Source organism: Pedobacter sp. Leaf170 (assembly GCF_920984665.1).
Lineage (GTDB): Bacteria > Bacteroidota > Bacteroidia > Sphingobacteriales > Sphingobacteriaceae > Pedobacter.
The window spans coordinates 77,245-103,297 of the sequence record NZ_CAKLBP010000009.1 but is presented as its reverse complement, the minus strand read 5'-3'; the positions used below and the strand labels follow the sequence as shown (position 1 = coordinate 103,297).

The following is a 26,053-nucleotide window of genomic DNA, read 5'->3' as shown; positions in this document are numbered from 1 at the left end:
TTATAATTTTTATTTAACGAGGTGCAAATATAGAATAAATTCATTTAACACACAAACAGATATAGAAAATATTTAATAAAAATCTTTTACAGATGCAGTCCTCTTAGTTTTAAGTTCAGATAATTCCTAATCGTTATAATTTGAAAAGCAATAAAAGTACAATTTAGCTTACCTCTGCCCTGCCATTCGCTTTACTTGCCTCATAAAAAGAATTCGGCTGCGTGCTCGCTGCTGTCAGGTTTAATTTACGCAGGTTGGTAGTTCTATTATGGTTAGCGCTATGCAAATTGGGTCACACAAGTACAAAAACAAAAAGCCTAAATAAAATAACTAATTGTATTTTATTTAGGCTTTTAAGTAAGATTGAAAATATCTACTTACCGCTGCGTCTTTCTGCTTGGTTAATGGTTTCCTCTAAAATCTTTCTCATTTGCATTGCTGCATCTAAAAGTTTAGGATTACCATCAAAATCACCATAAACAACTACGTGTTTACTCTTTTCTTTATACTTAAAAAACATATCATAACGTGGCACCGACATCGATTTAGTGCTTTTCTTACCAATTGTATCCGGAAAATTCCATAACCCCAATTCGTTTGCTTTGCTGTGTATATATAAAATATCATCGCCCTTTAAGCCAACTTTTTTTACAATAACAGAATCGCGACTGTTTACGTAACGATAAGAACTATCAGCCGAATTGTATTCATTTTCCAATGTATCTTTTATCCCCCATTTGTAATCCAAAGAAACAAAATCCTTTTTTCTAAACGGAGCATTCTGAATGATTGGTTTGTAATATATGTAACAATAAATTATCATTGGTACAATGATGGTTAACGCTAAGAATATCTTTTTCCCTCTACTTGACACTTTTTTTTAATTATTGAATGAATGAATTTTTTAATGATTAATTTAAGATGAAGCGCAAAATTATGCGTCTTTTAACTCTCCCTCCCACTTGCTTACCACAGCAGTGGCAATACTATTACCTACAACGTTCGTAGCCGAACGGCCCATATCTAATAACGGATCGATACCGATTAATAACGCTAAGCCAGCCTCAGGAATATTGAAACTTGCGATTGTACCTGCAATAACCACTAATGATGCTCTTGGAACACCTGCAATACCCTTACTGGTTAACATCAAGATTAACAACATCGAAATTTGTTGCTCAAAACCTAAGTGAATGCCATAAGCTTGTGCAATAAACAAGGAAGCAAATGTCATGTACATCATCGAACCATCAAGGTTAAAAGAATATCCAAGTGGCAAAACAAAACTTACAATTTTATCTTTACAGCCGAAACGCTCTAGAAGCATCATGGTTTTTGGATAAGCAGCTTCGCTACTTGCGGTACTAAAAGCTAAAATAGCCGGCTCTTTCATATCATTAACAAGTTTAAAAACTCGCTTTTTGAGGATAAGAAAGCCCAGAAATATTAAAATACACCATAAAATGGCCAATCCAAAGTAGAATTCACCTATAAAAATGGCGTAGGTATTTAAAACAGATAGACCTTGTTTAGCCACGATGGCTGTCATAGCGCCAAAAACCGCTAAGGGTGCAAAATTCATTACATAGCCGGTCATTTTTAAGATAACATGTGCAATTGCATCAAAAGCTTTGATTACCACCTGACCCAAATCGCCTATGGCCGCTGTAGCAACACCAAAAAATAGGGAGAAAACAACAATTTGAAGAATTTCATTTGTTGCCATTGATTCGGCTATACTTTTAGGAAAAACGTGTGCAATAAAATCTTTTACACTCATTGCCGTTTTTTGAATTCCGGTATTCACTAACTGATCTGGAAGTGTCAGTTTCATGTGTTTTCCGGGTTCGAAAATGTTAACGAGGATTAACCCCAAAACAAGCGACATAAGCGACATAGCTACAAACCAACCTAATGTTTTACCTCCGATTCGGCCTACTGCTTTTATATCACCAACTTTTGCAACGCCAACAACTAATGTAGTAAACACTAAAGGCGCAACAATCATTTTAATTAATCTTAAAAAGATGTCACTTAGCAATGTAAAGTATTCAAGTTTTTTCTCGCGAATTTCTTCGTTTTCTTTCTTGATTTTAGCATTTACCTTTCTATCGGTTTTAAGTTGTGCAAAAACTGCAGTTGTGGTATCTGTAGATTTTGCAATACTAACCTCAATGCTTTTCACTTTAGCATCAGCATTTAGGATATTTTGGTTATAAACATCTATAGAGTTTACGTTTAGAATATATCCTAAAGCAATACCTGCTACCAGCGCTACAAAAATGAAAATTGTGAGTCTGTTTTTCTTCATAAAATAATAAAGTTAGTGGCTTTGTTAATTTGGTAAAACTACGATATTTACAGCGTGTAACAAATTCTCATTTTTCAACGATATTAAAATCTGTAGTTTTTTGTACCTCGGCTGTAACAAAAATTGAAATCAGCTATCTAAAACGCAATTACAACCCATTAAATGGAACAAAAAGACAAGTTATTTAAGCAGATCTTCGATTCAAATTCCAAAAAAATATTCCATTTGTGCTATGGTTATACAGGTGATACAGATGCCGCTAATGATCTCTTACAGGAAACTTTTTTAAAGGTTTGGCAAAACTTAGATAAATTCAGAAACAAATCGCTCATCTCTACCTGGATATACAGAATTGCAGTAAATACTTGTTTAACTTATTTACGCTCAGAAAAAAGACAGGCAAAAGACGAATTAACGGAGAATATTATTGAAAATAAAATCGAAGAATTCTCTGAAAAAAATGAGCAGGTGGCACTTTTGTACACATGTATCTCAAAACTTGAAGAAAACGATCGTTTGATTATAACTATGGTATTAGATGAATTACCATACCATGAAATAGCAGATATTTCGGGCATAAGTGAAGGAAATTTAAGAGTAAAAATTCATCGTATTAAACAAAAATTAACAGAATTATATAATCAGTATGCAAGCGTTTGATCAATTACAGGAGTTGTGGCAAAAGCATGATGTAGAACTTAAAGTTTCTGCAGATGAGATGTTACAACAGGCAAAGAAAGAGGTGAATGGATTAAAGCTAAAATCTGCTTTAAATATTTTGGGCATGCTTGCATCATTTATTGCAATTGCAGCACTATGGATATTTTTCCATTTCGAATCGTGGACTACACATGTTGGTATCAGCATAACCATTGTTGCCATTGGCGTTTATACCCTTATACTTTACCGCGATTACAGGTTAATTTCTAAAACAGACTTTACAGTTCATCCGAACGAATATTTAAACAACTTAAAAACCTATCAACTAAACCGTTACAAACTTTACAATTCTCTTTATTGGTTTTATACGGTAGCACTTTCATTAGGTATTTTATTTTATTTTATTGAGATTTTAGCCTATTTAAGTATCATACAAAAAACGTTGGCCATTGCATTAACTGCACTCTGGATTATCTTTTGTTCAACAATTTTGAGAAAGGCCGTTATTAAACGCGAAAAGGAAAGAATATCATTACTGATTGAAAAATTTGAAAGAATAAGTATGCAAATTTCTGAATAGAAATTATTAGGCACGGTTTTTTCAAGGAATTTTATTATGAAAAGCTTTGCTCTATTTTTATTAGTTACCGTTTCAATTTTTGCACTTTCGTTTAAGCAAGACTTTACTGAGCCTATTCAATTAAATTTTGAAACTCATTTTAAAGGCAAGCCTGATGAAAATTCTCCATATTTTGCGCTTACTGCCATGACCTGGAAGTACAGTTATGAATCTACTATTTACAGAAACCGAGTAGCCATTAATTTAAAAAATGAAGTTTCTGTTGATAAAAGCCGCTCGTGGGTTAAGTGGGATAAAATAAAAAATGAAGAAATTAAAGCCAGCTTGTTGCACCACGAGCAAGGGCATGTTAATATACATTACATTTTATTGTTAGAATCTGATAGAGTATTAAAAAACAGAACCTATTCAGTAAAAAATTATAAAAATCAAATTTCTGATTTAGCCAATCAAATAAGTCGCTACTTTGATACCATGCAACGCAATTACGATGAAGAAACCGAACACGGGAGTAACCATAAAATGCAGGCTCGTTGGGATAAAATTATTGATGATAAAATTGCAGAATCAAAGGCTGCAATGGTAGCTGAATCAGGAAAATAATTTCGGCAAGAATATAATCGCTCCAATAAAAATCGCCACTATAGCAGCTACCAAAACTGCGCCGGCAGCCAAATCTTTAACAACTTTTATTTTTGGATTTATTTCTGTAGATACAACATCTGCAAGTTTTTCTATTGCAGTATTTATAATTTCGGCAACAAACACCAATGCTATTACAATTAAAACTGCTATCCATTCTATTGCTGAAATTTTAAGCCAAACTGATAATAATATAGCAAAAATAGCCCCGATAGCGTGAATCCTGGCATTATGTTCTCTTGCAAAAAAAAGGGCTAAACCATTAAAAGCATATCCAAAACTCTTAACTCTATCTTTTATCGAAAATTTTTTATCGTTCAAAATTTTAAGGTTTATTTTCTACAGTGGAGAAACTATTTCCCCTTAGTTTATATTGATAAGTTTTAGTAATTGTTTTGGTTGTATCTTGAGCATCTTCCACTGGAAATGAGCGGTACAATTCGCCACCTTTAACAAAAATTTTATCGTTGCCTTTATATCCTTTTTTCTGATTAGATGTTAATGATGGAAAATTAATTTTGTTAAAGCTTCCACCAGCGTATTCAAAAACATTTAAATCTAAAGCAGTTTTATTTTTTAAAATTTGAACATAAATTTCAGGGTTACCATCATTATCTAAATCCATATTCCAGGCGTCGTTTACAATGCCATTGCGTTCTACAGATAATGAACGATAATCTTTTTTAAGAGAATCAGACATTAAAATCTGATAACCTCCGATAGAATCTTTGCCTTTTCCCCAACTAAAAACTTCAAAATTAAGTCCGGGTTTAACTTCTATATCTGTATAAAAAGGAAATGGATTTTTCCTTACAACTGGCGTTTCAACTGCAACTTCCTTTGTTTTTTCAGGTTCGGTAGTGCATGCAAAGCAAAACAGCATCCCTGCTAAAAGCAAAAGATGCTGTTTTGTTAAAGTTCTTATTTTCATTTCTTTTCGGACTTTGGTTCTAAAAACCAAATTAAGAAAATAAGATTTTCAAAGCAAGATAATTTATTTCTTTGCTTCTGCTTTTACAACAGGTGCACCATTATCTAAAATTGTTTCTGTTGTAACACTTCTTTTGCCACTTGGGGCAATAACAATAGTTTTCAAAGTTCTTTTTTCACCTTGTGGAACTTTTACCGAAATGGGTTTTGTGTATAAAAATGCATTTTCCGAAGGACGAGATTCATCTAATGAATAATAAATTTTACCTCCTTTAATCGGTACTTTCAAATCAATGGTAAAATCGCCTCCGCTTAATGGTTTTTCGCTCTGACCAATTGGTGTTGGCACCCATAAATTCCAACCTTTTTTATCCAATTGAGCTAAATGTGTTGGCAAACGTTCTTCAGTAAAATTTTTTAAGTCCTTACGCTCAACTGGCGACCATGCAATTTCAGATAAAGCCAACAAACGTGGAAAGGCATGATTTTCGGCTTTTTCTGGAGTTTTAATATATTCAGACCACATATTTGCCTGAACCCCTTTGATATATTTCCTTTGCTCGGCTGTTAACACTTTTGGAATAGGATCATAAGCATATATTTTTTGGTACGGTGCATAACCACCAATAGTTACAGGTTCATCTGGCGAATTTGATTGTTTATGGTCGATGTATAAACCCATCGAACCCGGCGTCATAATCACATCGTGATTTTGTTGAGCAGCTGCAATACCTCCATCTTCACCTCTCCAACTCATAACCGTAGCGTTTGGTGCTAAACCTCCTTCTAAAATCTCATCCCAACCAATTATAGAGCGACCTTTGCTATTCACATGTTTTTCTATCGTTTGGATAAAATAACTTTGCAATTCGTGCTCATCTTTTAAACCTTTTTGTTTCATTAAAGCCTGGCAAAAAGGTGATTCTTTCCAATAGGTTTTAGGCGCTTCATCGCCACCAATATGAATGTATTTTGAAGGAAAAATAGCAATAACTTCATCTAAAACATTATTTAAAAATGTAAATGTATTTTCAGATGGAACAAAAATATCATCGAAAACACCCCAGGTTTGTTGTACCTGTTTACCTTTTCTGCTTCCAGACCAAGGAGTTTTATCGCTTATAAAAGTATCTCTATCAGGAAAACAGCTCAATTCTGGGTAAGCTGCAATTGCTGCAGATGCATGCCCGGGTAATTCTATTTCTGGTACAACGGTGATAAATCTTTCTAATGCGTAGCGAACAATTTCTTTAGCTTCATCTTGAGTGTAGAAACCTTTAACTTCTGTTAAATAATTGCCATTGCCTGGATAATGACCGATAATTGTTCCGTTTCTTGACGACGCAACAGCAGTAAGTTTGGGATATTTTTTAATCTCTAACCTCCAACCCTGGTCGTCAGTTAAATGCCAGTGAAAGGTGTTGATTTTATAATAAGCTAATTGGTCGATGTATTTTTTAATGAAAGATATTGGGAAATAATGGCGGCTTACATCAAGCATGGTTCCACGGTAGCTAAAGCGAGGGTAATCGTTAATGGTTACTGCCGGAATACTAATTGCAGCTGTGCCTTTAGCTGGCATCATTTGCATAAAAGATTGTACAGCGTAAAATAATCCCGCTCCTTTACCTACCAACTTGATTTGATTGGGTGTTACGATAATATTGTAACCTTCTGCAGGAAGTTTATCTGCACCTACAGAAGTTAAGACTATTGATTTTTGACTTGGCTGAGCAACCTTTGCCTCTCTTAAAGCAAAACCAGCATTACTAACAATAAATGCATTAAGCAAATCGGCAGATTTAGCGCCATCAATACTTTGATTAACTAAAATAGCTGTTTTATCTAAAGTAAAACTTCCACTACTTTTTGTAATAGAAACCGGAGCTGGTATAATACCCAAATTTGGATCTGACTGAGCCAAAACTGATGTACTGATTAACAGGCCAGTGAAAATCGAAAATACTTTGTTCATAATAGAGATTAGGTTTTTTGTTAGGTTTTACCAAGATATAGATTAAACAAAGATTATAAATAACACATTTTTGTTACATTAAAAATCAAACGTTTGTTTTGCTATACTATTGATGCTAAAATAATGAATGGACTAAATTAACCCAAAACCTCCTGTTTGTGGTTAAATAAACCGGATTGAAGTGATATCCTTTTTGATGCAGCATTGTTAATTTCTGCCGGTACAATAACAAAAAGATTTAACGCAAAGCCGGACTGAAATAAGCTATGAAAAAGAAAATTGCTTTACAAAAAAAGAGAAACCTTTGCTGATTTCTCCTTTTAAAAATATTTTATTAAAAAACTTTATGCTTCTACAGGATGCTCTTTAGCAGCAAGATACCTTTCGGCATCTAAAGCGGCCATACAACCAGAACCCGCAGCCGTAACCGCCTGGCGGTAATACATATCTTGTACATCCCCACAAGCAAAAACGCCTTCGATATTGGTTAAAGTTGAACCAGGTTTAGTAGATAAATAACCGGTTTCGTCCATATCCAACTGACCTTTAAAAATATCAGTATTTGGTTTGTGTCCGATGGCAACGAAAAAACCCTCGACCGGAATTTCGGAAGTGATATTTGTTTTATTATCAATAACTTTTACAGCGGTAACATTCTTGCCGTTACCTAAAATCTCTTGTGTTTCGGTATTATAATGAACTATAATGTTTGGTGTAGCTAAAACACGGCTAACCATCGCTTTCGAAGCTCTGAATTCGTCTCTACGAACCAATAAATGAACGGTTTTACAAAGTTTAGCTAAGTACGTTGCCTCCTCTGCAGCGGTATCTCCAGCACCAACAATTGCAACATCTTGGCCTTTAAAGAAGAAACCATCGCAAACAGCACATGCTGAAACCCCAAATCCGTTATATTGTTGCTCGCTTGGTAAACCCAACCATTTTGCGGTTGCACCAGTTGCAATAATTACGGTATCAGCTGTAATGGTTTTAATTTCATCAACTACAATTTTATGTGGGGTTGATGAAAAATCAACCGAACTAACGTAACCAAAACGAATATCTGTACCGAAACGTTCTGCTTGTTTACGGAAATCTTCCATCATTTCTGGTCCCATTATACCTTGCGGATAGCCTGGGAAATTTTCAACATCAGTTGTTTGTGTTAACTGACCACCAGCTTGCATTCCGGTGTACATAACAGGTTTTAAATCTGCTCTGGCTGCGTAAATTGCCGCAGTATAGCCTGCCGGACCAGAACCAATAATTAAACACTGAACGTGTTCGTTTTTTTGTGACATTATATCGTGTGTTTGAAATTCAATAATCGAAGCGCAAATTTAACGCTTTATATAATTGTTGGCAAGTGCGCATTGTCAACATAGTTTACTTATTAACAACTGAAAATTTTCTAAAGCATTATTTAAACTAACTGCCTTTATTCTCCCTAATCAATCTTATTACATTTTCACCAAGAATTTTCTTTATATCAGCCTCCGAATAACCATTTTGTAATAATGCTTTGGTAATTTTAGGATAATCAGCAACGCTATTCATTCCTAGCGGAAAAGATTCTGCACCGTCGAAATCTGCCCCCAAACCAACATGGTTAATTCCAATTAGTTTAACTATATGGTTGATATGCTTTACCAATAAGGAAATTGTCGGACGAATTTCATCAGCTTCTTTTTTGTGTTTTGCAATTAAAGTATCGATAGCGATACTTCGCCCAAATTTTGATGATAAGGTTTTAAGTTCTGCATCATACTTTGCTAAAAAGGCCTTTTGTTTACTTTTATAAGTTGAATCTAAAAATCCGCTGTAAAAATTTACGCTAATAACACCGCCGTTTTTACCAATTGCTTTTATTTGATTATCTGTTAGATTTCTTGGTACGGGATTTAATACGTAAACACAACTATGCGATGCAATGACAGGCTTTTTGGTGACCGCTAATGCATCAAAAAAAGTTTTTTCACCAACATGAGATAAATCGACCAAAACACCAAGTTTGTTCAGTCGCATTACCACTTGTTTTCCAAAATCATTCAATCCGGCATTTTCAGGCTTTACTTTTCCCGATTTTTCTTCGGCTGCAGAGCTAGACCATGATGTACTATTGTTCCAGGTTAGTGTAAGGTAAGCCATGCCGCGTTTTGCTAAACTATCTAAATAATCTAAACGGTTATTTATCATGTGTCCGCCTTCTACACCAATCATTGCAGCTAACTTTTTGTCGTGTACTGCCTTTTCCAAATCAGTAGCGGTTCTTACTAATTTTATCCTATCGGGATATCTTTTTATCAAGCTATAAAGGGAATCAATTTGGCGATTGGCGATGGCATAATCTCCGGTTTCATCACACCAAACAGAAAAAAACTGAACATCTAAACCGCCTCTTTTAGCCCTTATTAAATCGAAATTACCGGTTGACTGGAGTTTGCCGATATCAATTCCAGACATAATTTGATTGTACAAAATATCGCCATGCGTATCAATTACAATCGCCTCCTGATGAATCTTGTTTGCATTTTGGGCAAATACATAGTTTTCAACAAGCAAAAAGAACAAGAGTATAAAATACTTCATCAATTAATATTTAATTTAAACCAAATTTAGGCAAAAGAACTGGTGGAAATTTTTAGGTTTGAATTATACCTACATTGAACCTCTTTTTAATTGGAGATTGATTGGCAGCTTCAATACCCATAGAAATAACCTTTCTGGTTTCTAAAGGATCAATAATTCCATCAACCCAGAGTCTGGAGGCAGCATAATATGGAGTGGTTTGACTTTCATATCTATCGGTAATCTCTTTCAATAATTCTGCTTCTTTCTCGGGTGTAATAACCTCGCCTTTGGCTTTTAATGATGCTTCCTGAATTTGCAATAGTGTTTTTGCAGCTTGTGCACCACCCATTACCGCAATTTTTGCGGTTGGCCATGCATAAATTAATCTCGGGTCGTAAGCTTTACCACACATGGCATAATTACCTGCACCATAAGAATTACCGATAACAATTGTAAACTTTGGCACTACAGAATTTGCAACAGCGTTGACCATTTTGGCACCATCTTTAATAATTCCGCCATGTTCAGAACGGCTTCCAACCATAAAACCGGTAACATCCTGTAGAAATACCAATGGAATTTTCTTTTGATTGCAGTTCATGATAAAACGGGAAGCTTTATCTGCGCTATCAGAATAAATAACGCCTCCAAATTGCAATTCACCTTTTTTAGATTTTACAACCTTTCTCTGGTTTGCAACAATTCCAACTGCCCAACCATCAATTCTTGCCAAGCCACATACAATACTTTGTCCATAGCCTTGTTTATACTCTTCAAACTCAGAATCATCTACCAATCGGTTAATAATATCCATTATTTCGTATTGCTTATCTCTAGTTTCAGGAATAATACCGAATAACTCTTCTTCCTTATCCTTAGGTTTTGATGGTTTAACTCTATCGAAACCGGCATTTTCAGGAGCGCCCAATTTGCTCATTATATTTCTGATGCTATCCAGGCAAGCCTCATCATTTGGATGCTTATAATCGGTAACTCCAGAAATTTCACAATGCGTTGTCGCCCCGCCCAACGTTTCGTTATCAACTTCCTCTCCTATTGCAGATTTAACAAGATAAGAACCCGCTAAAAATACAGACCCGGTTTTATCAACAATCATCGCCTCATCGCTCATAATTGGTAAATAAGCGCCACCTGCAACACAGGCGCCCATAATTGCAGAAATTTGTACAATTCCTTCAGAAGACATGATAGCATTGTTGCGAAACATTCTTCCAAAATGCTCCTTATCTGGAAAAATCTCATCCTGCATAAGCAGATAAACACCTGCACTATCCACTAAATAAATTACCGGCAAACGGTTTTCCATTGCAATTTCCTGTGCCCTAAGGTTCTTTTTTGCAGTCATCGGAAACCAGGCTCCGGCCTTTACTGTTGCATCATTTGCTACAATCATACACTGCCTTCCACTAACGTAACCGATACCGCAAACCACTCCCGCAGATGGACAACCACCTTGTTCAGCATACATTCCATCGGCTGTAAAAGCACCAACTTCTAAAAAATCAGAGCCTTTATCAATTAAATAATTTATACGTTCTCTTGCTAAAAGTTTGCCTTTTTCCTTTTGCTTGGCAGCATTTTTTTCGCCACCACCCTGATAGATTTTTTTAAGCTTAACCTTTAATTCGTAAACTAATTGCTTGTTTACATCTTCATTCTTATTGAATTCGATATTCATGGCAGCAATTTAAATTTATTTTTACAAAAAGCATTGCGACTGATTTGGTTTCTGGTCTACAATGAATTTTAATCGAACGTTAAGAAAATAGATGGCACAAAGGTTTGAAGGTATAACTCAGAAACAGTTATTATCACTTTGTGATATACTGCGAGCACACTGTTTAATTGCGAAATTTAAAAAAGCATACTAACTTGCTTTGCGTTCCTTGCGAAGAACTTAGTGTCGTTTGAGGTTAAATCAACAGAATATCCTTTTAAAATAATATTTTTGAATAAATCTAGAGAATGGAATTAACCATAAATATCCCTGCATTATTATTTCCGGCAATAAGCTTAATTATGCTGGCCTACACAAATCGATTTTTAGCCTTAGCCAGTTTGGTGAGAAGTTTAAAATCCAAATATGAATCTGAGAATAAAAATATCGCCTTGCATAAGCAAATTGCAAACCTTCGCTATAGATTAAAATTGATAAAAAACATGCAGGCATTTGGCGTTTTAAGTTTTGCGAGTTGCCTGTTTTGTATGTTCTTTATTTACCTTCAATCAAACACAATAGCAGAAATTTTATTTGCGCTAAGTTTAATTTTCTTCATGATTTCTCTGATTATTTCTCTTGTAGAAATTCAGATTAGCACAAAAGCTTTAGAACTTGAGTTAAGCGGATTGGAAGAGCTGGAAGATGAATCGCTCAGCGGATTTATTAAAAAGAAATTTAATAAAGATTAAAAACTGCAAGGATAAAATTTAGTATTCCTTGCAGTAAAAAGAAAATATTATTCTGTTATAAAATGATATAAGAATACAACTTCTCCGGTAAACGCAGGCTTCTTTTGGCCTTCAATTTCCATTTCTATACCCATGTGCACTTTTGTAACACCACGCAAATTTACAATCGATGCTAGTTTAGCTTTAAGTCTGATTTGGCTATCTACAATTACGGGTTGGGCAAAGCGCAAACTTTCTATACCATAATTTATCTCCATTTTTAAATTACGGATTTCAACAATTTCTTTCCACAAATAAGGAATTAAGGCAAGCGTTAAATAACCATGAGCAATGGTTGCTTTAAACGGGCCTTCGTTTTTTGCTCTTTCTTCGTCCGTATGTATCCACTGGTGATCCAAAGTAGCATCGGCAAATTTGTTTATTTGTTCTTGTGTAATTCTATGCCATGAAGACACACCTAATTCTTTACCTAAATGTTGCTCAAATTCTGCGTGAGAAGAAATAATTTGCATTGTTTTATTTTGTTTTATAGCCTTTGATAAACAAAAGCGGTTAATGTTTTTTATATAAGATTTCGTTCTTTAAACCACACTTCATCCGGCGTAGCCGAGAAATTATCCATTTTATCGATTAGAGTTTTAGCACTTTGCTCATTAAATACTAAATCGCGGTTAGCAGGCTTTAAAAAACGATGCTGAACCATAACTTCCATTTGCGCAAATAACGGATCGTAAAATCCATTAACATTTAAAACTCCAATAGGTTTATTGTGCAAACCAAGTTGTAACCAGGTTAACACTTCAAAAAATTCTTCAAGTGTACCAAAGCCTCCGGGCAAAATAACAAAACCATCACTTAAATCGGCCATTTTTTGTTTACGCTGATGCATGTTTTCTGTCAGAATCATTTCCGTAACGCCCTTATGCCCAACTTCTTTATCCATTAAAAACTGAGGAATAACACCGGTTACTTCACCACCTAATTCAAGAACATCATTGGCTAAAACACCCATCACACCAACACTTCCACCACCGTAAACTAATTTTATTTTCTGTTGAACCAAACTTTGCGCAAGTTCTTTAATTGCCCCTCTTAAGCTTTCATCACCATTAAAATTTGAACCACAATACACACAAAGTGCTTTTATTTTATTCATCTGTAAAAATTTATCGAAGTTAAGATTTTCTATCTGCCTAATAAATTTTAATTCTGCACAAAACTGTTACAGTTATAATTTCAGCTGTTTTAAGGCCTAATACAGTAGCTTATTTCAAAATAAAGGCATCGATAAAATCGATGCCTACTTAACCAAATATAAAAAGAGAAAAGAATATTCATTTAAAAATTAAAGCGCAAAGTTGCTCCGTAAGTTCTTGGGTCTCCGAGTACACCAGCGTATAAGCCAGAATTACCCGCAGCCGCTTGCAATTGCTCATAATAATTTTTGTTCCCGATGTTTCTACTCCAAACAAAGAATGAGAATTTATCAGACCTGAATCCTAAACGAGCATTAAACAAAGAATATCCGGCAACATTAAGCACACTTGAAGGCGTTGCATTTGATGAATAATCCGAACGATAACTCACATCGCCTGCAACGAAATATCTTCCTGATTGAGTTGTTAAATTCCCAGCTGTACTTAATTCTGCCCCGCCAGATACATTCCATTTAGAAATACCTGGTAATCGGCCGCCAGAAGCATCTTTAAATGCTACTTGTGTTGATACACCATTTATAATTTCTGTATGTCCGGTTTCTTCTAAAGGTAGCGGTGCATTTGTAAACGTTACATATTTGCCATCTAAATAAGATAAAGCTGCATTTAAAGATAAAAATCTTTCTAACTGATAAGTTCCATCAATTTCCAAACCTTTAACATTTACTTTCTCAGCGTTAGCTAAATAACCCCTGTTAACCCCTAATTGTGGCGATTGTACATTGGTTTGATAATCTTTAATATCGGTATTAAAAGCCGTAACATTTAGTATAGCACCTTTAAATGGTTTTGTTTTCACACCCAATTCATAATGCTCTACATATTCGGGCTTTACAACTGCTAAACTCAAATCTGCCTGGCCATTTGCTGTAGTTGGTAAACCACCAACATTAACACCAACGGGTTTATAGGCGGTAGAGAAAGTTCCATAAACATTTAATTTAGTTGTTGGTCTGTATGAAACTGTAAGGTTGCCAGATAAATTATTATTTGATGTATTGGTATTGAATTGCTGATTACTGTAAACGGCAGCTTTTAGCGCTAATAAAGCCGCATCTGTAGTTTGTAAACCGCCATAGGTATTTCTATCATAATTTACATCTTTCTTATCATAAGTAAATCTTAACCCGGGCAACACGTGTAAATGTTCTAAAACTTCCCAATCTATCTGACCAAAAACAGCAGCACTTAAAGATTTTATAGTTGAGTTTGTTTTAATACCAAAGCCATCTAATAAACCTGGTGTAGCGTACAAAGCCTGCGCACCGGTATTAGCAGTCTGCACAAATCTCCATTGGTCTTTGCCAGTTTCTTCAGTTTGATTTAAACCTTGCAAATTTTGCCCTAGTGCAAAAACCCCAATTACACCACTTAACTTATCGGTAATGTTTCCTGCATATCTAATTTCTTGCGAATACTGATCGTGACGAGAATTTCCCTGAGATTTTGTAAGCGCTGCAACTTCCGAGAAATCCCTATCATTTGTTGGGTCCCAGTTCCAAAATCTCCAGGCTGTTGTAGATGTTAACGTACCACCTCCAATCTTATAATCAACATTTACAGATAAACCACCAATCGATTGATTATGTCGCCATGGCGTATTTGTATTTATTTCTCTAGAAAAAGGATCTATTTTAGGTTGTTGATAACCTAAATCAGAGATGATTCTGGCATACTGACGATAAGCACTCCTTTCTGTTTGCGCTACACCGGCAATAACCAATGGATAACCTGCCGGGTGTTGAACGCTTACATCTCCACTTAATAAAATCTGCAATCTATCTGATGGCGTAAAATATAATTGCCCTTTAAACCCAAGGTTGTTTTGACCGCTATACTTGCGCTCTTCTCTGGTATTCCATATTGTACCATCGCGTTGCGTACCGGAAATAGATAATTTTGCAGAAAGATTTTTAGTTAAGCCACCAGTAATAGATGCTTTGGCTTGCATAAAATTATAATTACCAACACTAATTTCAGCTTTTGCAGATGGTGTTTGACTTGGTTTTGTGGTGGTAATATTAAAGGCGCCGGCTGTTGTGTTTTTACCAAATAAAGTTCCTTGCGGACCACGAATAACTTCAATTCTTTCGATATCAAGAAAATCTGTTGAGGTTGCCGCCGGACGGGCATGATAAACACCATCTACATAAAAACCCACTCCCGGGTCAATTCCATCATTTGTTAATCCAAATGTGGAACCCAAACCGCGAATGTTTAAGGTTGTATTACGAGCGTTTGACGCATATAATTGAACGGATGGAACAAGTTCTTTTAATCGGTTAACGTTAAATGCGCCAGCATTTTCTGCCGCTTGTCCGCCAATAACGGTAATTGGAATCGGCACATCTTGCAAAACCTCCGAGCGTCTTCTTGAAGTAACCACAATTTCGTCCAGCTGTGTATCCTCAACCAAAACAAGTTCAACCGTATCCTGAACTTTTAAAATTTGAAAATCCTGAGGTTTATAACCTACTGAACTAACCTGGATGTAGAAAGGTGGGTCTTGCTTTGCATCAATCGTAAAAATCCCAAATTCGTTTGCTTTTGATGTTAGGTTTGTACCGCGTACTTTAATTGTTGCGTTTGGGATAATTGAGCCGTTTGCTGCTTTTATTTTTCCTGAAATGGGATTTTGAGCGAATGTATAACTTGAATAAAATAGTATTGAAAAGAATATAAAAATGCTTTTTTTCATGATTAGTTTATGGTGTTTGGATTAGATATTATTATGTATTGAGCGCCGTTAGGAATGTTTTTACATTATTGTTTTTACAGCAACAACAGCTTGATTGTGAGTAATTTTTAAAAGCCTTCATAAATTATTATATAAAATCTATAGATTTAGTAGGCAAATATATTAAAAAAATGCTTTTGCCAAATTTTATTTTGTAATAATTATTATAAATTATTGTCTGCGACATTTAATTTGCTGCAGAAACTGACGCTAATCAGTAATTAATCGTTTTTGCCACGGAGACACGGATTGACACGGAAGTATTTTGTCTTTGCCACAGATTAGCAGATTTAGAATTTTTATCTTTTATTAATAGAAAGAAAATCCGGTTTTCTAAAAATTTTAGAAAAGCGATATCCCTAGCTATGTTTAAGTTAATCGGGCTTTACGCTAAATCTTTTAAAATACTTCTGTCATACTGAGGAACGAAGTATCTGTTTCATCGGAGTGAGATTCTTCGTGCCTCAGAATGACAGCGTGAATGAAGCTGTTGCAATTTTTAAAAGGATATCGCTTCAATCCCGTTTAGATGGCACGGCAGGTGCAACTATTTACAGTTGCAGGGCGTTTTAGAACAAGCCGTTAATTTTAAACCTGACAGCAGCGAGCATCCCGAATTTCTCGGGATAAAGCGAATGGCAGGACTGAATGAACCGATATTACAGGGCATTCATTTCCAAAAAAAAATAAAATTTATTCTAAAGTAAAAAACGAGGCTATCGTTACTGATACCTCGTTTTTGTTTTTTTAAGCTATTTAAAAGATTTAGCTACGCTGAGTATTTCGTGGTTCTCCACTGCGGTCGAAATGACGAATTAACAGAAAGCTTTTACCTTTAAGCCTATCTCGTATAATTAGGAGCTTCTTTAGTGATGGTGATATCATGAGGATGACTCTCTCGCATACCCGCAGCTGTAATTTGAACAAACTGTGCTTCTTGTAAAGCTTCGATATTTGCAGCTCCGCAGTAACCCATACTTGCACGTAAACCGCCAATGTATTGGTACATAACCTCGGCTAAAGTTCCTTTAAATGGTACGCGACCAACAATTCCCTCCGGAACTAACTTTTTAATATCATCTTCAACATCCTGGAAATAACGGTCTTTAGAACCCTGTTCCATTGCTTCGATTGAACCCATACCGCGGTAAGATTTAAACTTACGACCTTCGTAAATGATGGTTTCACCTGGAGATTCTTCAACACCTGCAAATAACGAACCTGCCATCACTGTACTTGCACCAGAAGCAATTGCTTTAGCAATATCACCGGTGTGTTTAATTCCACCATCGGCAATAACCGGAACACCTGTACCTTTTAATGCTTTGGCACATTCGTAAACCGCATATAATTGTGGAACGCCAACACCTGCAATAATTCTGGTGGTACAAATAGAACCCGGACCAATACCAACTTTAACAGCATCAGCTCCTGCATCAGCTAAAAATTTTGCTGCTGCACCGGTTGCAATATTTCCAACAATAACCTGTAAATCAGGGTATTTTGCTTTAACTTCTTTTAATTTATCAACTACACCTTTTGAATGTCCATGAGCGGTATCAATTGTAATTACATCAACACCTGCGTTTACTAAAGCATCAACTCTTTGCAAGGTATCAGCCGTTACGCCAACAGCAGCACCAACACGTAAACGTCCACGCTCATCTTTACAAGCAGCCGGATAATTTTTCACTTTAGAGATATCCTTAAAAGTAATTAAGCCACTTAAAAAGCCATCTTTACTAACTACAGGTAATTTTTCAATTTTATGATTTTGAAGAATTTCTTCAGCTTGAACAAGGTTTGTTCCTTCTGGTGCTGTGATTAAGTTTTCTTTAGTCATTACCTCAGCGATTGGTCTTGCCATATTTTTTTGGAAACGCAAATCGCGGTTAGTAATAATTCCAACTAACTTATTATCGCTGCTAACCACCGGAATACCGCCTATTTTATGCTCTTTCATAATTTTGAAAGCATCTGCAACAACTGCAGTTTCCAATAAAGTTACCGGATCTTGAATCATTCCACTTTCAGAGCGCTTAACCTTACGTACCTCATTGGCCTGCCTTTCGATGGTCATGTTTTTATGCAACATACCAATTCCACCATTTTGAGCTATTGCGATGGCAAGTTCAGCTTCTGTTACTGTATCCATTGCAGCGGATATTAATGGAACGTTAAGCTTAATTTTTTTAGTTAAGAAAGTGGCAGTATTTACATCGCGAGGCAGAATTTCAGAATAAGCGGGTACTAAAAGTACGTCGTCGTAAGTTAAACCTGTAGCAATAAATTTTGAGGAATCGAGTTGCATAGAAAATAAATTAGGATTTATTATATGCGGGGCAAAGATACAAAAATTACAGCAAAATAAAAGTTACAAAGCAAAATTACTTAAATATTAGGCTTGGCTGACAAATGATTTTGTTGATGGAGATTCTTCTTTTTATAACAGATTAACTATTATAGATTATTCAAAAAATTCGTTAAATAAATTATGATAACAGAAAATCAATATTTTGATGGCAATGTGAAATCTTTAGGCTTTCAAACTGCTGAAGGCAAGGCGACCATAGGCATTATAAATCCAGGTGAATATGAATTTGGAACTTCTCAGAAAGAAATAATGAATGTAATTGAAGGTCAATTATCAGCTTTGCTGCCGAATGAAAATAACTGGAAAATATACAAAGCAGGAAGTAGTTTTGAAGTAAAAGCAAACGCTTCGTTTAAGGTTAAAACCGACATCCAAACGGCTTATCTTTGTGTTTATAAATAAAATATGTCATATTGAGCTTGTCGAAAAGTTATGAAGCATTTCGACAAGCTCAATATGACAGAATTCAATTTTATCTACTTCTTCCCTACCACAACTTCGGTAAAGCTTTCGGTAGTTAAATATTTATTGGCCAGCGCTAATAAATCTGTGGCGGTAATGGCTTTAACTTTTGAAATGTAATTTTCGTAATAACTGTAAGTTAAGCCAGAGAAATGAATATTTTTAAATTTATCAGCATGAGAAAAAACATTTTCTAAGCTTCCTAATAAAGAACCAAGCATGTAATTTTTAACTAAACTTAATTCTTCTTCACCAATTTCCTCAGCCTTTAACAAATCAATTTCTTTATAAATTTCCTTCAATGCATCGGCACAAACATCGGCGCCAACTTCTGTACCGATAAAGAAATAACCAGAATTATGAAGCGATACAATTCCTGAACCGATTCCGTAAGTGTAACCCTTATCTTCACGAATATTTGTCATTAATCGAGAGCCGAAATATCCACCTAAAACAGTATTTAAAATTTGAACGCCGGCAAAATCTTCATGCTTTCTATTGATTGAAAGTTGCCCGATTCTGATGGCCGATTGTAAAGATTCTGCTTTCTCTTTATAAACGATCTTTCTCTCGGGCGTTTTAAAGCTAAAGCTGTTTTTAATTACATTTCCATCAGCCCAATGTTGTCCAAATTCGGAATTGAGTAAATCGAAACCCTCATCGCTAAATTTACCAGCAACAACAATGGTACAATTATTCGGAGAATAAGCATTCTTAAAATACTCCACCAAATCATCTCTTTTTAATGCATCGTAATGTTTTAACTGGATATCAACACCGTAGGCGGTAGCTCCAAATAATGCATGCGAAAACTCTTTTCGAGAAAGCACATCATTCTTCTGAAGATTTACCTGTAATTTTTGCTTCTGATTTTGAATATATATATCTAATTCTTTTTGTGGAAACTGACTATCAGACAGAACATCTTTTACAATTGGCAATACCGATTTAAGATGTTTATTTAAAGTATACAGTGTTACTACAGATTGGTCTTGATTATATTCAGTTTGGAAAAAAGCACCATAGAAGTCAATTTTTTCGGCAATTTCTTTAGCCGTAAGCTTGTTTGTACCGTTATTAAGCATTGCACTTACTGCAATTGCCTGCAATGGTTTTTCTGCATTCCAATTTACGTTATTGAATATAAATTCGATACGAACCAAATCCTGCTCGCCAGAAAAAACAGTAAATACAGGTACATTATTATTTAAAACATGCTTTACCGGTTGAATAAATTCAATTTTGTTTACCTGTTTAAAATCAGGTGCTTGAGTACGATTAAGCATGTTCTTCTGTTAAGTAATATAATGTTGATGATGAGTTTTTGTTAAATGTACTGTTTGATATCCTTTGAATGTCTTCAGCTTGAACTTGTAAGTATTTTGACGCTTCCTGATTTAAAATATCTGCATCGCCTAATAGTTCGTAATAAGCTAAATTCATAGCCTTATCCAGCAAATTCATTTCAGAAAAAACCAAAACTGATTCTACCTTATTTTTAACTTTAGTTAATTCTGTTTCACCAACTGGTTCGTTTTTTATTTTTTCAAGTTCTGCCCAAATAGCCGCTTCTGCCCTTTCTACAGAAACACCTTCAACCAGTTTTCCTTCAACAATAAACAAACCCGGATCTAAACTACTGGAAATATACGCGTTAATATCACTAAACAATTGTTGCTCTTTAAGTAAACTATTGTGTAAACGCGATGATTTACCACCTGAAAGAATATCTGAGAGCAAATCAAAAGCATAATAATCTTTATCCAACCTACCCGGCATTTTAAAGGCTACATAAATGGCATTTAAAGGTACCGAAGCCTTAACCGTTTCTGCCCTTGCTTCTGTTTGTTTATCTTCCTGAATTAAATCACGTTCGTATCTATCTCCAGATGGAATGGGCTCAAACCATTTCTCGGCCATTTTTTTTACATCTGCTGTTTTAACATTACCGCCAACCACAAGAATTGCATTTGAAGGGTTGTAATGTTTTTTAAAGAAGGCTTTAACATCATCCATTTTTGCATTTTCGATATGCGAAAGCTCCTTACCAATTGTAGCCCAACGGTATGAATGTTTTTTGTACGCCAGCGGGCGAAGTTTTAACCAAACATCGCCATACGGCTGATTCAAATAACGTTGTTTAAATTCTTCGCTAACAACATTAATTTGAGTTTCCAAACTCTTCTCCGAAAAAGCCAAACTCAGCATTCTATCGCTTTCCAGCCAAAAAGCAGTTTCAATATTTTCTGCAGGTAAAGTGATGTAATAGTTTGTGATGTCGTTACTTGTAAAAGCATTATTTTCGCCGCCAACTCTTTGTAAAGGCTCATCGTAACTCGGAATATTTACCGAACCGCCAAACATTAAATGTTCAAATAAATGTGCAAAACCAGTTTGTTCGGGGTTTTCGTCGCGAGCACCCACATCATATAAAATATTTAAAACTGCCATTGGAGTTGTTGGATCTTCGTGAACCAAAACTTTTAATCCATTGGCTAGTGTAAAGCGATTAAAATCTACCATAAGCAACAAAGATAATTGAATTGTTGAATTGCTAAATTGTTTAATTATCTAAATGAAAGTATAGTATCAAATTTTACACAGTATTAATCAAGTTAAAAGCAATCAGGCTTTTTTTGGTTTTGATTGTATTGAAAATTAATTAATTTTATTAGCAACATTATAAAAAAATATGCTTACATACGGTATAATATCGCTAGTCTTAGTTTCAGTCAGTCTTTTTCTACTAAATTTTAAGAGGGAAAGTCTTTGGAGAAAGAACAATAATGAAACATTTAGTTTTGTAATTTCACTTATTTCTACCTTCACAGGATTATTCATTGCGCTCGCAGTAAATACTTTTCTTGATAACATCAATAAGAAAAACAATCTGGTCAAACTACTAAATACAACCAATTTAGCAATCGAAAATTGCCAGATGAAAACTAAGGGCATGTACTTGAATACTTCAAATTCTGGAGTAAATTTAACCGAAACGCTAAAAAAAACGCCTGTTGAATTGCCAAAACTATATCCGCAGTTGGAAAATAATGATTTAGTAAATGATTATTTTAGTGCTAATGCTTTTCAAGCCTACATTGTTTGCATTGATAATATGGAAACCTTCGTTAAAAATTTAGCTAATGTAGAGCAAACAAATAATGGAACAAAAATTGAAGTGCTTAACAGTTACTTAAAGTATTTGGAATTTGCAAAGCGCATTAATAATTTAGAAATTGAAAGGCTTGATGGAAAAATAACTGATGAGCAAGAAACAAATTCATTAAAAAAAATAGTTGACCAATTTACAACATCGAAATAACATGAAATATATTATTGCACTTTGCTTTATATCATTCGGCTTAACTGCATGTAATACTTCCACAAAAGAAGAAAAAATTGATTTCACTAAATCATACGAATCTGCTGCCTTGGCACTTACAGATGCGCAATTAGCCTATGATGCTGCTTTATTAAGTAATGATACGGCCAGAATATCTGCTGCGAAACAACAATTGGAAACAGCTAAAACCACTTACCTGAATAGCAAAACCTACTATACATCACACGGAGGGATAGTTAATAAAGATTACGAGCAATTACTTGCCAAAACAAATACATCTTTGGGTAAGCCTGCTAATGACACCACTAAAGTTGCCATTTCAAATACTGAAGTTATTACACCAAGTGGTATAGAAAATACGCCAATAGCAGTTGCTACTAAGAAATTTATCGATAGCAGTAGAGTTAATGCCACTAAAAAAGTGAAGCAGGTATCTGATGCTGTGGTTACTGGCGAGAGAACGGTTAAACAGGTATCTGATGCTGTTGCAACCGGAGGAACTACAGTTAAGAAAAGTGTTGAGGCGGCTAATGAAAACTTTACAAAAGTTAGTGATAGTGCGAAAAAGCGTATAGAAGAATTAAAAAAGCAAGGAAATGATATCCGGAACTTATTTAAAAAGAAACCGGATACTATCAAAAATAATTAAAGGTTATTTTTTTATAAAACTGTGATTATAGTACTATATATTTCAAGTATTTTTGCTTCATGCAAACTGCCGATTTATTACAACGAGCATTACACTTCGATTTTTTAAGCCTTGAAGAAGGTGTACATTTATATCATCATGCAGATACAGCATCGCTGATGTTTGTTGCGAACGAACTAAGAAAAATTCAAGTTCCGAGCGGCAAAGTTACCTGGCAAATAGACCGCAATGTAAACACTACCAATGTTTGTATTGCAAACTGTAAATTCTGCAACTTTTTCCGTCGCCCGGGCCATGATGAAAGTTACATTACGGATATTGAAACTTACAAAGTAAAAATCGAAGAAACTTTTCGTTTAGGCGGCGACCAATTATTATTACAAGGCGGTCATCATCCCGATTTAGGTTTAGCCTTTTACGCTGATTTATTCAAAAAATTAAAAGAATTATATCCTGATTTAAAACTTCATGCTTTAGGTCCGCCGGAGATTGCTCACGTTGCTAAACTTGAAGGATTAAGCCATACAGAAGTTTTGAGAACATTGAAAGAAGCCGGAATGGATTCACTTCCAGGTGCTGGTGCAGAAATTTTGAATGACAGGGTAAGAAGGTTAATATCAAAGGGTAAATGTGGCGGGCAAGAATGGCTCGATGTGATGCGTGCTTGCCATCAATTGGATATTACTACTTCTGCAACGATGATGTTTGGACATGTTGAAACCATTGAAGAACGTTTTGAACATCTGGTATGGATTAGACAAGTTCAAAGTGAAAAACCTGCTGATGCAAATGGATTTCTAGCCTTTATTCCATGGCCATTTCAAGATGATGGAACTTTATTAAAGCGTTTAAGAGGCATTACTAACGATGTTACTGCTGATGAATATATCCGCATGATTGCTTTAAGCCGGATTATGCTTCCTAATATTAAAAACATTCAGGCAAGTTGGTTAACCGTTGGAAAAACAACAGCACAGCTTTGTTTGCATGCGGGCGCCAACGATTTTGGTTCGATTATGATTGAAGAAAATGTTGTGTCTGCTGCAGGAGCGCCGCATCGTTTTACAGCGAACGGAATTCAGCAATCTATTAAAGCAGCTGGTTTTGAACCTCAATTACGTGGACAAAAATATAACTACCGAGATTTACCAGAACATTTAGAAGAACAGGTGATAACCTACTAATAACAACTGCTATGGTTGTTCGAAAGGTTTTAACATCACTTGCTAAATAACCCAGGTTTTTAGCAATATTTTGAGTGAATTAAACCTTATTGTAGCGGCATCCTTTTTTGCTTTTTCTGCAAAAAAGATATAGCGTAAAGAAGGGCTGCCGAAAATTGAAACGCTAAACTTGCTTTTCAAAAAAAAAAACATTTTATAACATCGTTAAACTCAAAGTAAATTGTGCAAATTATTTAGCACAAAAAAAGGGAAACAGAACCCAGTTCTGCCTCCCTACCTTAAACTAAACATTACCTAATCAATAATGTAGATTCTTGTTTTACGTTAATTTGGAACCAGTTCTGATGAACAAATTAGCGATATTTTTTACGGCAGCACCGGTTAAAAACTCATCAAAAGATTCTGCAGCTGCAGCTTTTGTAACACCTGTTGCAATACCTGTAATTTCTACGTTAGCTTGGATTGTGTTGTTTTCACCTGCATAAACCGCATCTACAGCAGCAATTCCGGTATCGTTAGAAACACCACCAGCACCTAAGCTAATCCATGGTTTTAAAGCCACACCTAAAGCAGCAGCAGTCATTTGGCGTAAGTGAGCCGCGTGACGAGCTTCTACAGAGTGAATTTGCAATGCAGTAGTTAATACTGGCATGCCTTTTAAAACAGGCGCCTGACCTTTGTAAGCCCTAACACCTGTATCTTCAAAAGCTGTAGCAACTTTTAAGAAAGTTTGGTAGTTAGTGAAAACATCTCCAAAAGCACCACCAGCAGTAAAATCAAAGTTTGCTTCAGTTAAAGCAATTGGAGTAGCATTTGCAGCAGTAATTGCGCCTTTTAATAAATTAACGTGTGCTAATTCGTGCGTACGGATAGTGGTAATTGCACCTGTTGCTGCACCTGCAGGAATTAAGCCTGTTGATAATAATGCACGATTGTAAAAATTGTATTCTAAATGCTCTAAAGCCAATGCAAAGTTTAATACTTCTACTACACTGCTTGGGTTAGATTGACCATAAGCTTTTTGGAACATTGAACCCAATGCTAATGGTAAAGCAGCCAATGAGATTTTTTTACCTGCATTGAAAAAACTTTTCATTGCAGCTCTGCGAGGATTTAATCTTTCGTAGATCTCTCCATCAACTTTTTCAATTTCGTCTAATATATTTAAGATATTCATGATTTCTGAGTTTAAAGATTAAAGGTTGATAACGTTAATTTTGGTTTTGATGAATGGACCAGCCAATGCTAAAACTTTATCTGGAGTTAATGCCCCGTCTAAACCATTTGCATCTGAAGCACCAAAAGCAGTAAGTGTGCCTAAATCTGCGAATGTACCGTTAGAAATTTGGTCTCTAACATAAGCAGCGTGACGAGCTTCAACGGAAACGATTTGTCCGGCAATAACTAAATAAGCTGCATTAGTTAATCTTACACCAGCACCATTGTATGCTGCAACACCTAAATCTTCGAAAGTTTTTGCTGTAGCGAGTACACTTGCACCGCTATTAAAATCTACAGATGAGAAGTTAACTTCTAAACTGCCAATAGCTGCTGTGCCTAAAGCTTTTTTGAAAAACTCTCTGTGTGCAATTTCATGAAATTGAACATCTTGAAAATATGCTTTTTGAGCTGCTGTGAAACCTGAAGGGTTTGAATTTGCAACCTGAATGTAGAAAGCGGCTTCTAATTGTTCTAAAGCATAAGCATAATTTAATACACCAAAATCGTCTTTAAAATCTAAAGTAGCACCATCCATTGTAAAATTGCGATCTTTTTTACAGCCTGCAGCAATTAAAGCTATACCAGCTGCACTTGCACCTGCATACTGTAGAAACGACCTACGGCCTACTCTACTTTTTAACAAACTTTCTTCTTGAAGTTCATCTTGTGTTTGTAGTTCATTGTTTTTCATATCTTTTTGTGTTTAGGGATATAATATGTTCTAGTTTGGTGATATATACGTGACATTTGATTGCCCGGTTTTTTGA

Annotated in this window: 24 protein-coding genes; 8 read left to right on the top strand and 16 right to left on the bottom strand. The window is 35.3% G+C overall.

From position 1 onward, the window contains the following. Window positions 1-373: 373 nt before the first annotated feature. Both LUA90_RS18340 and LUA90_RS18335 read right to left on the bottom strand, forming a co-directional pair. Window positions 374-823, bottom strand: coding sequence for a hypothetical protein (locus tag LUA90_RS18340; RefSeq protein ID WP_231459829.1), 450 nt, complete (start codon window positions 821-823; stop codon window positions 374-376). Window positions 824-934: 111 nt separating this feature from the next. Further along, window positions 935-2,311, bottom strand: a complete 1,377-nt coding sequence (locus LUA90_RS18335; RefSeq protein ID WP_231492045.1) for a dicarboxylate/amino acid:cation symporter — start codon at window positions 2,309-2,311, stop codon at window positions 935-937. 162 nt (window positions 2,312-2,473) lie between these two features. Here LUA90_RS18335 and LUA90_RS18330 point away from each other — a divergent pair, with 162 nt between their 5' ends. The 3 genes from LUA90_RS18330 to LUA90_RS18320 are packed head-to-tail and all read left to right on the top strand — an operon-like array spanning window position 2,474 to window position 4,154. Next, window positions 2,474-2,971, top strand: a complete 498-nt coding sequence (locus LUA90_RS18330) for an RNA polymerase sigma factor (RefSeq protein ID WP_056872501.1) — start codon at window positions 2,474-2,476, stop codon at window positions 2,969-2,971. Further along, window positions 2,958-3,551, top strand: coding sequence for a hypothetical protein (locus tag LUA90_RS18325; RefSeq protein ID WP_231492044.1), 594 nt, complete (start codon window positions 2,958-2,960; stop codon window positions 3,549-3,551). Before LUA90_RS18330 ends, LUA90_RS18325 begins: the two co-directional genes overlap by 14 nt. Window positions 3,552-3,587: 36 nt before the next feature. Beyond that, complete coding sequence (locus LUA90_RS18320) at window positions 3,588-4,154, top strand: DUF922 domain-containing protein (RefSeq protein ID WP_231492042.1); 567 nt, start codon at window positions 3,588-3,590, stop codon at window positions 4,152-4,154. On the opposite strand, the gene LUA90_RS18315 is transcribed toward LUA90_RS18320, so the two are convergent. From LUA90_RS18315 to LUA90_RS18290, 6 genes are all read right to left on the bottom strand, one after another. Continuing rightward, window positions 4,143-4,514 (bottom strand): diacylglycerol kinase, encoded by a 372-nt coding sequence (locus LUA90_RS18315; protein WP_231492039.1) that lies wholly within the window; start codon window positions 4,512-4,514, stop codon window positions 4,143-4,145. The two genes, LUA90_RS18320 and LUA90_RS18315, sit on opposite strands and share 12 nt — an antisense overlap. A 4-nt stretch (window positions 4,515-4,518) precedes the next feature. Then, entirely contained in the window at window positions 4,519-5,124 is a 606-nt protein-coding gene (locus LUA90_RS18310; protein ID WP_231492037.1) for a PliI family lysozyme inhibitor of I-type lysozyme, read from the bottom strand. 63 nt (window positions 5,125-5,187) lie between these two features. Further along, a complete protein-coding gene (locus LUA90_RS18305; protein ID WP_231492035.1) occupies window positions 5,188-7,098 on the bottom strand; it encodes a beta-N-acetylhexosaminidase in 1,911 nt (636 codons plus the stop codon). Between the two features lie 344 nt (window positions 7,099-7,442). Further along, the gene (gene trxB / locus LUA90_RS18300) at window positions 7,443-8,399 is read right to left on the bottom strand and encodes a thioredoxin-disulfide reductase (RefSeq protein ID WP_231492034.1); all 957 of its coding nucleotides are present in this window, start codon (window positions 8,397-8,399) and stop codon (window positions 7,443-7,445) included. Between the two features lie 127 nt (window positions 8,400-8,526). After that, window positions 8,527-9,687 carry a dipeptidase gene (locus tag LUA90_RS18295; protein WP_231492033.1) on the bottom strand — a complete coding sequence of 387 codons (1,161 nt, stop codon included), beginning with the start codon at window positions 9,685-9,687 and terminating at the stop codon, window positions 8,527-8,529. A gap of 52 nt (window positions 9,688-9,739) precedes the next feature. Then, window positions 9,740-11,368: an acyl-CoA carboxylase subunit beta gene (locus LUA90_RS18290; RefSeq protein ID WP_231492031.1), complete on the bottom strand. Its 1,629-nt coding sequence runs from the start codon at window positions 11,366-11,368 to the stop codon at window positions 9,740-9,742. 287 nt (window positions 11,369-11,655) lie between these two features. Between LUA90_RS18290 and LUA90_RS18285 the strand changes: the two genes are divergently transcribed. Continuing rightward, window positions 11,656-12,099 carry a DUF2721 domain-containing protein gene (locus LUA90_RS18285; RefSeq protein ID WP_231459839.1) on the top strand — a complete coding sequence of 148 codons (444 nt, stop codon included), beginning with the start codon at window positions 11,656-11,658 and terminating at the stop codon, window positions 12,097-12,099. Between the two features lie 47 nt (window positions 12,100-12,146). On the opposite strand, the gene LUA90_RS18280 is transcribed toward LUA90_RS18285, so the two are convergent. The 4 genes from LUA90_RS18280 to guaB all read right to left on the bottom strand — a co-directional run bounded on the left by LUA90_RS18280 (window position 12,147) and on the right by guaB (window position 18,364). After that, the gene (locus LUA90_RS18280) at window positions 12,147-12,611 is read right to left on the bottom strand and encodes a MaoC family dehydratase (protein ID WP_231459840.1); all 465 of its coding nucleotides are present in this window, start codon (window positions 12,609-12,611) and stop codon (window positions 12,147-12,149) included. Between the two features lie 50 nt (window positions 12,612-12,661). Then, on the bottom strand, window positions 12,662-13,255 hold the full coding sequence (locus LUA90_RS18275; RefSeq protein ID WP_231492028.1) for a TIGR00730 family Rossman fold protein: 594 nt from the start codon (window positions 13,253-13,255) through the stop codon (window positions 12,662-12,664). A gap of 182 nt (window positions 13,256-13,437) precedes the next feature. Beyond that, window positions 13,438-16,014, bottom strand: a complete 2,577-nt coding sequence (locus tag LUA90_RS18270) for a TonB-dependent receptor (protein ID WP_231492027.1) — start codon at window positions 16,012-16,014, stop codon at window positions 13,438-13,440. 880 nt (window positions 16,015-16,894) lie between these two features. Continuing rightward, window positions 16,895-18,364, bottom strand: coding sequence for an IMP dehydrogenase (gene guaB, locus LUA90_RS18265; RefSeq protein ID WP_231459843.1), 1,470 nt, complete (start codon window positions 18,362-18,364; stop codon window positions 16,895-16,897). A gap of 183 nt (window positions 18,365-18,547) precedes the next feature. Between guaB and LUA90_RS18260 the strand changes: the two genes are divergently transcribed. Beyond that, window positions 18,548-18,829, top strand: a complete 282-nt coding sequence (locus tag LUA90_RS18260) for a pyrimidine/purine nucleoside phosphorylase (RefSeq protein ID WP_231492025.1) — start codon at window positions 18,548-18,550, stop codon at window positions 18,827-18,829. Between the two features lie 74 nt (window positions 18,830-18,903). Here the strand turns inward: LUA90_RS18260 and LUA90_RS18255 are convergent, their stop codons facing one another. Both LUA90_RS18255 and LUA90_RS18250 read right to left on the bottom strand, forming a co-directional pair. Then, on the bottom strand, window positions 18,904-20,175 hold the full coding sequence (locus LUA90_RS18255; protein WP_231492022.1) for a pitrilysin family protein: 1,272 nt from the start codon (window positions 20,173-20,175) through the stop codon (window positions 18,904-18,906). Next, window positions 20,168-21,412, bottom strand: coding sequence for a pitrilysin family protein (locus LUA90_RS18250; protein ID WP_231492020.1), 1,245 nt, complete (start codon window positions 21,410-21,412; stop codon window positions 20,168-20,170). Before LUA90_RS18250 ends, LUA90_RS18255 begins: the two co-directional genes overlap by 8 nt. A 169-nt stretch (window positions 21,413-21,581) precedes the next feature. On the opposite strand from LUA90_RS18250, the gene LUA90_RS18245 reads away from it, so the two are divergent. From LUA90_RS18245 to LUA90_RS18235, 3 genes are read left to right on the top strand one after another with little or no spacing between them, the layout of a single operon-like run. After that, window positions 21,582-22,211 (top strand): hypothetical protein, encoded by a 630-nt coding sequence (locus tag LUA90_RS18245; RefSeq protein ID WP_231492017.1) that lies wholly within the window; start codon window positions 21,582-21,584, stop codon window positions 22,209-22,211. A 1-nt stretch (window position 22,212) separates the two neighbouring features. Next, the gene (locus LUA90_RS18240; RefSeq protein ID WP_231492015.1) at window positions 22,213-22,881 is read left to right on the top strand and encodes a hypothetical protein; all 669 of its coding nucleotides are present in this window, start codon (window positions 22,213-22,215) and stop codon (window positions 22,879-22,881) included. A 59-nt stretch (window positions 22,882-22,940) separates the two neighbouring features. Further along, the gene (locus LUA90_RS18235) at window positions 22,941-24,065 is read left to right on the top strand and encodes a CofH family radical SAM protein (RefSeq protein ID WP_231492012.1); all 1,125 of its coding nucleotides are present in this window, start codon (window positions 22,941-22,943) and stop codon (window positions 24,063-24,065) included. A gap of 319 nt (window positions 24,066-24,384) precedes the next feature. On the opposite strand, the gene LUA90_RS18230 is transcribed toward LUA90_RS18235, so the two are convergent. Continuing rightward, window positions 24,385-25,242, bottom strand: coding sequence for a ferritin-like domain-containing protein (locus LUA90_RS18230; RefSeq protein WP_231492010.1), 858 nt, complete (start codon window positions 25,240-25,242; stop codon window positions 24,385-24,387). 18 nt (window positions 25,243-25,260) lie between these two features. Then, a complete protein-coding gene (locus tag LUA90_RS18225) occupies window positions 25,261-25,977 on the bottom strand; it encodes a ferritin-like domain-containing protein (RefSeq protein ID WP_231459851.1) in 717 nt (238 codons plus the stop codon). Window positions 25,978-26,053 lie beyond the last annotated feature (76 nt).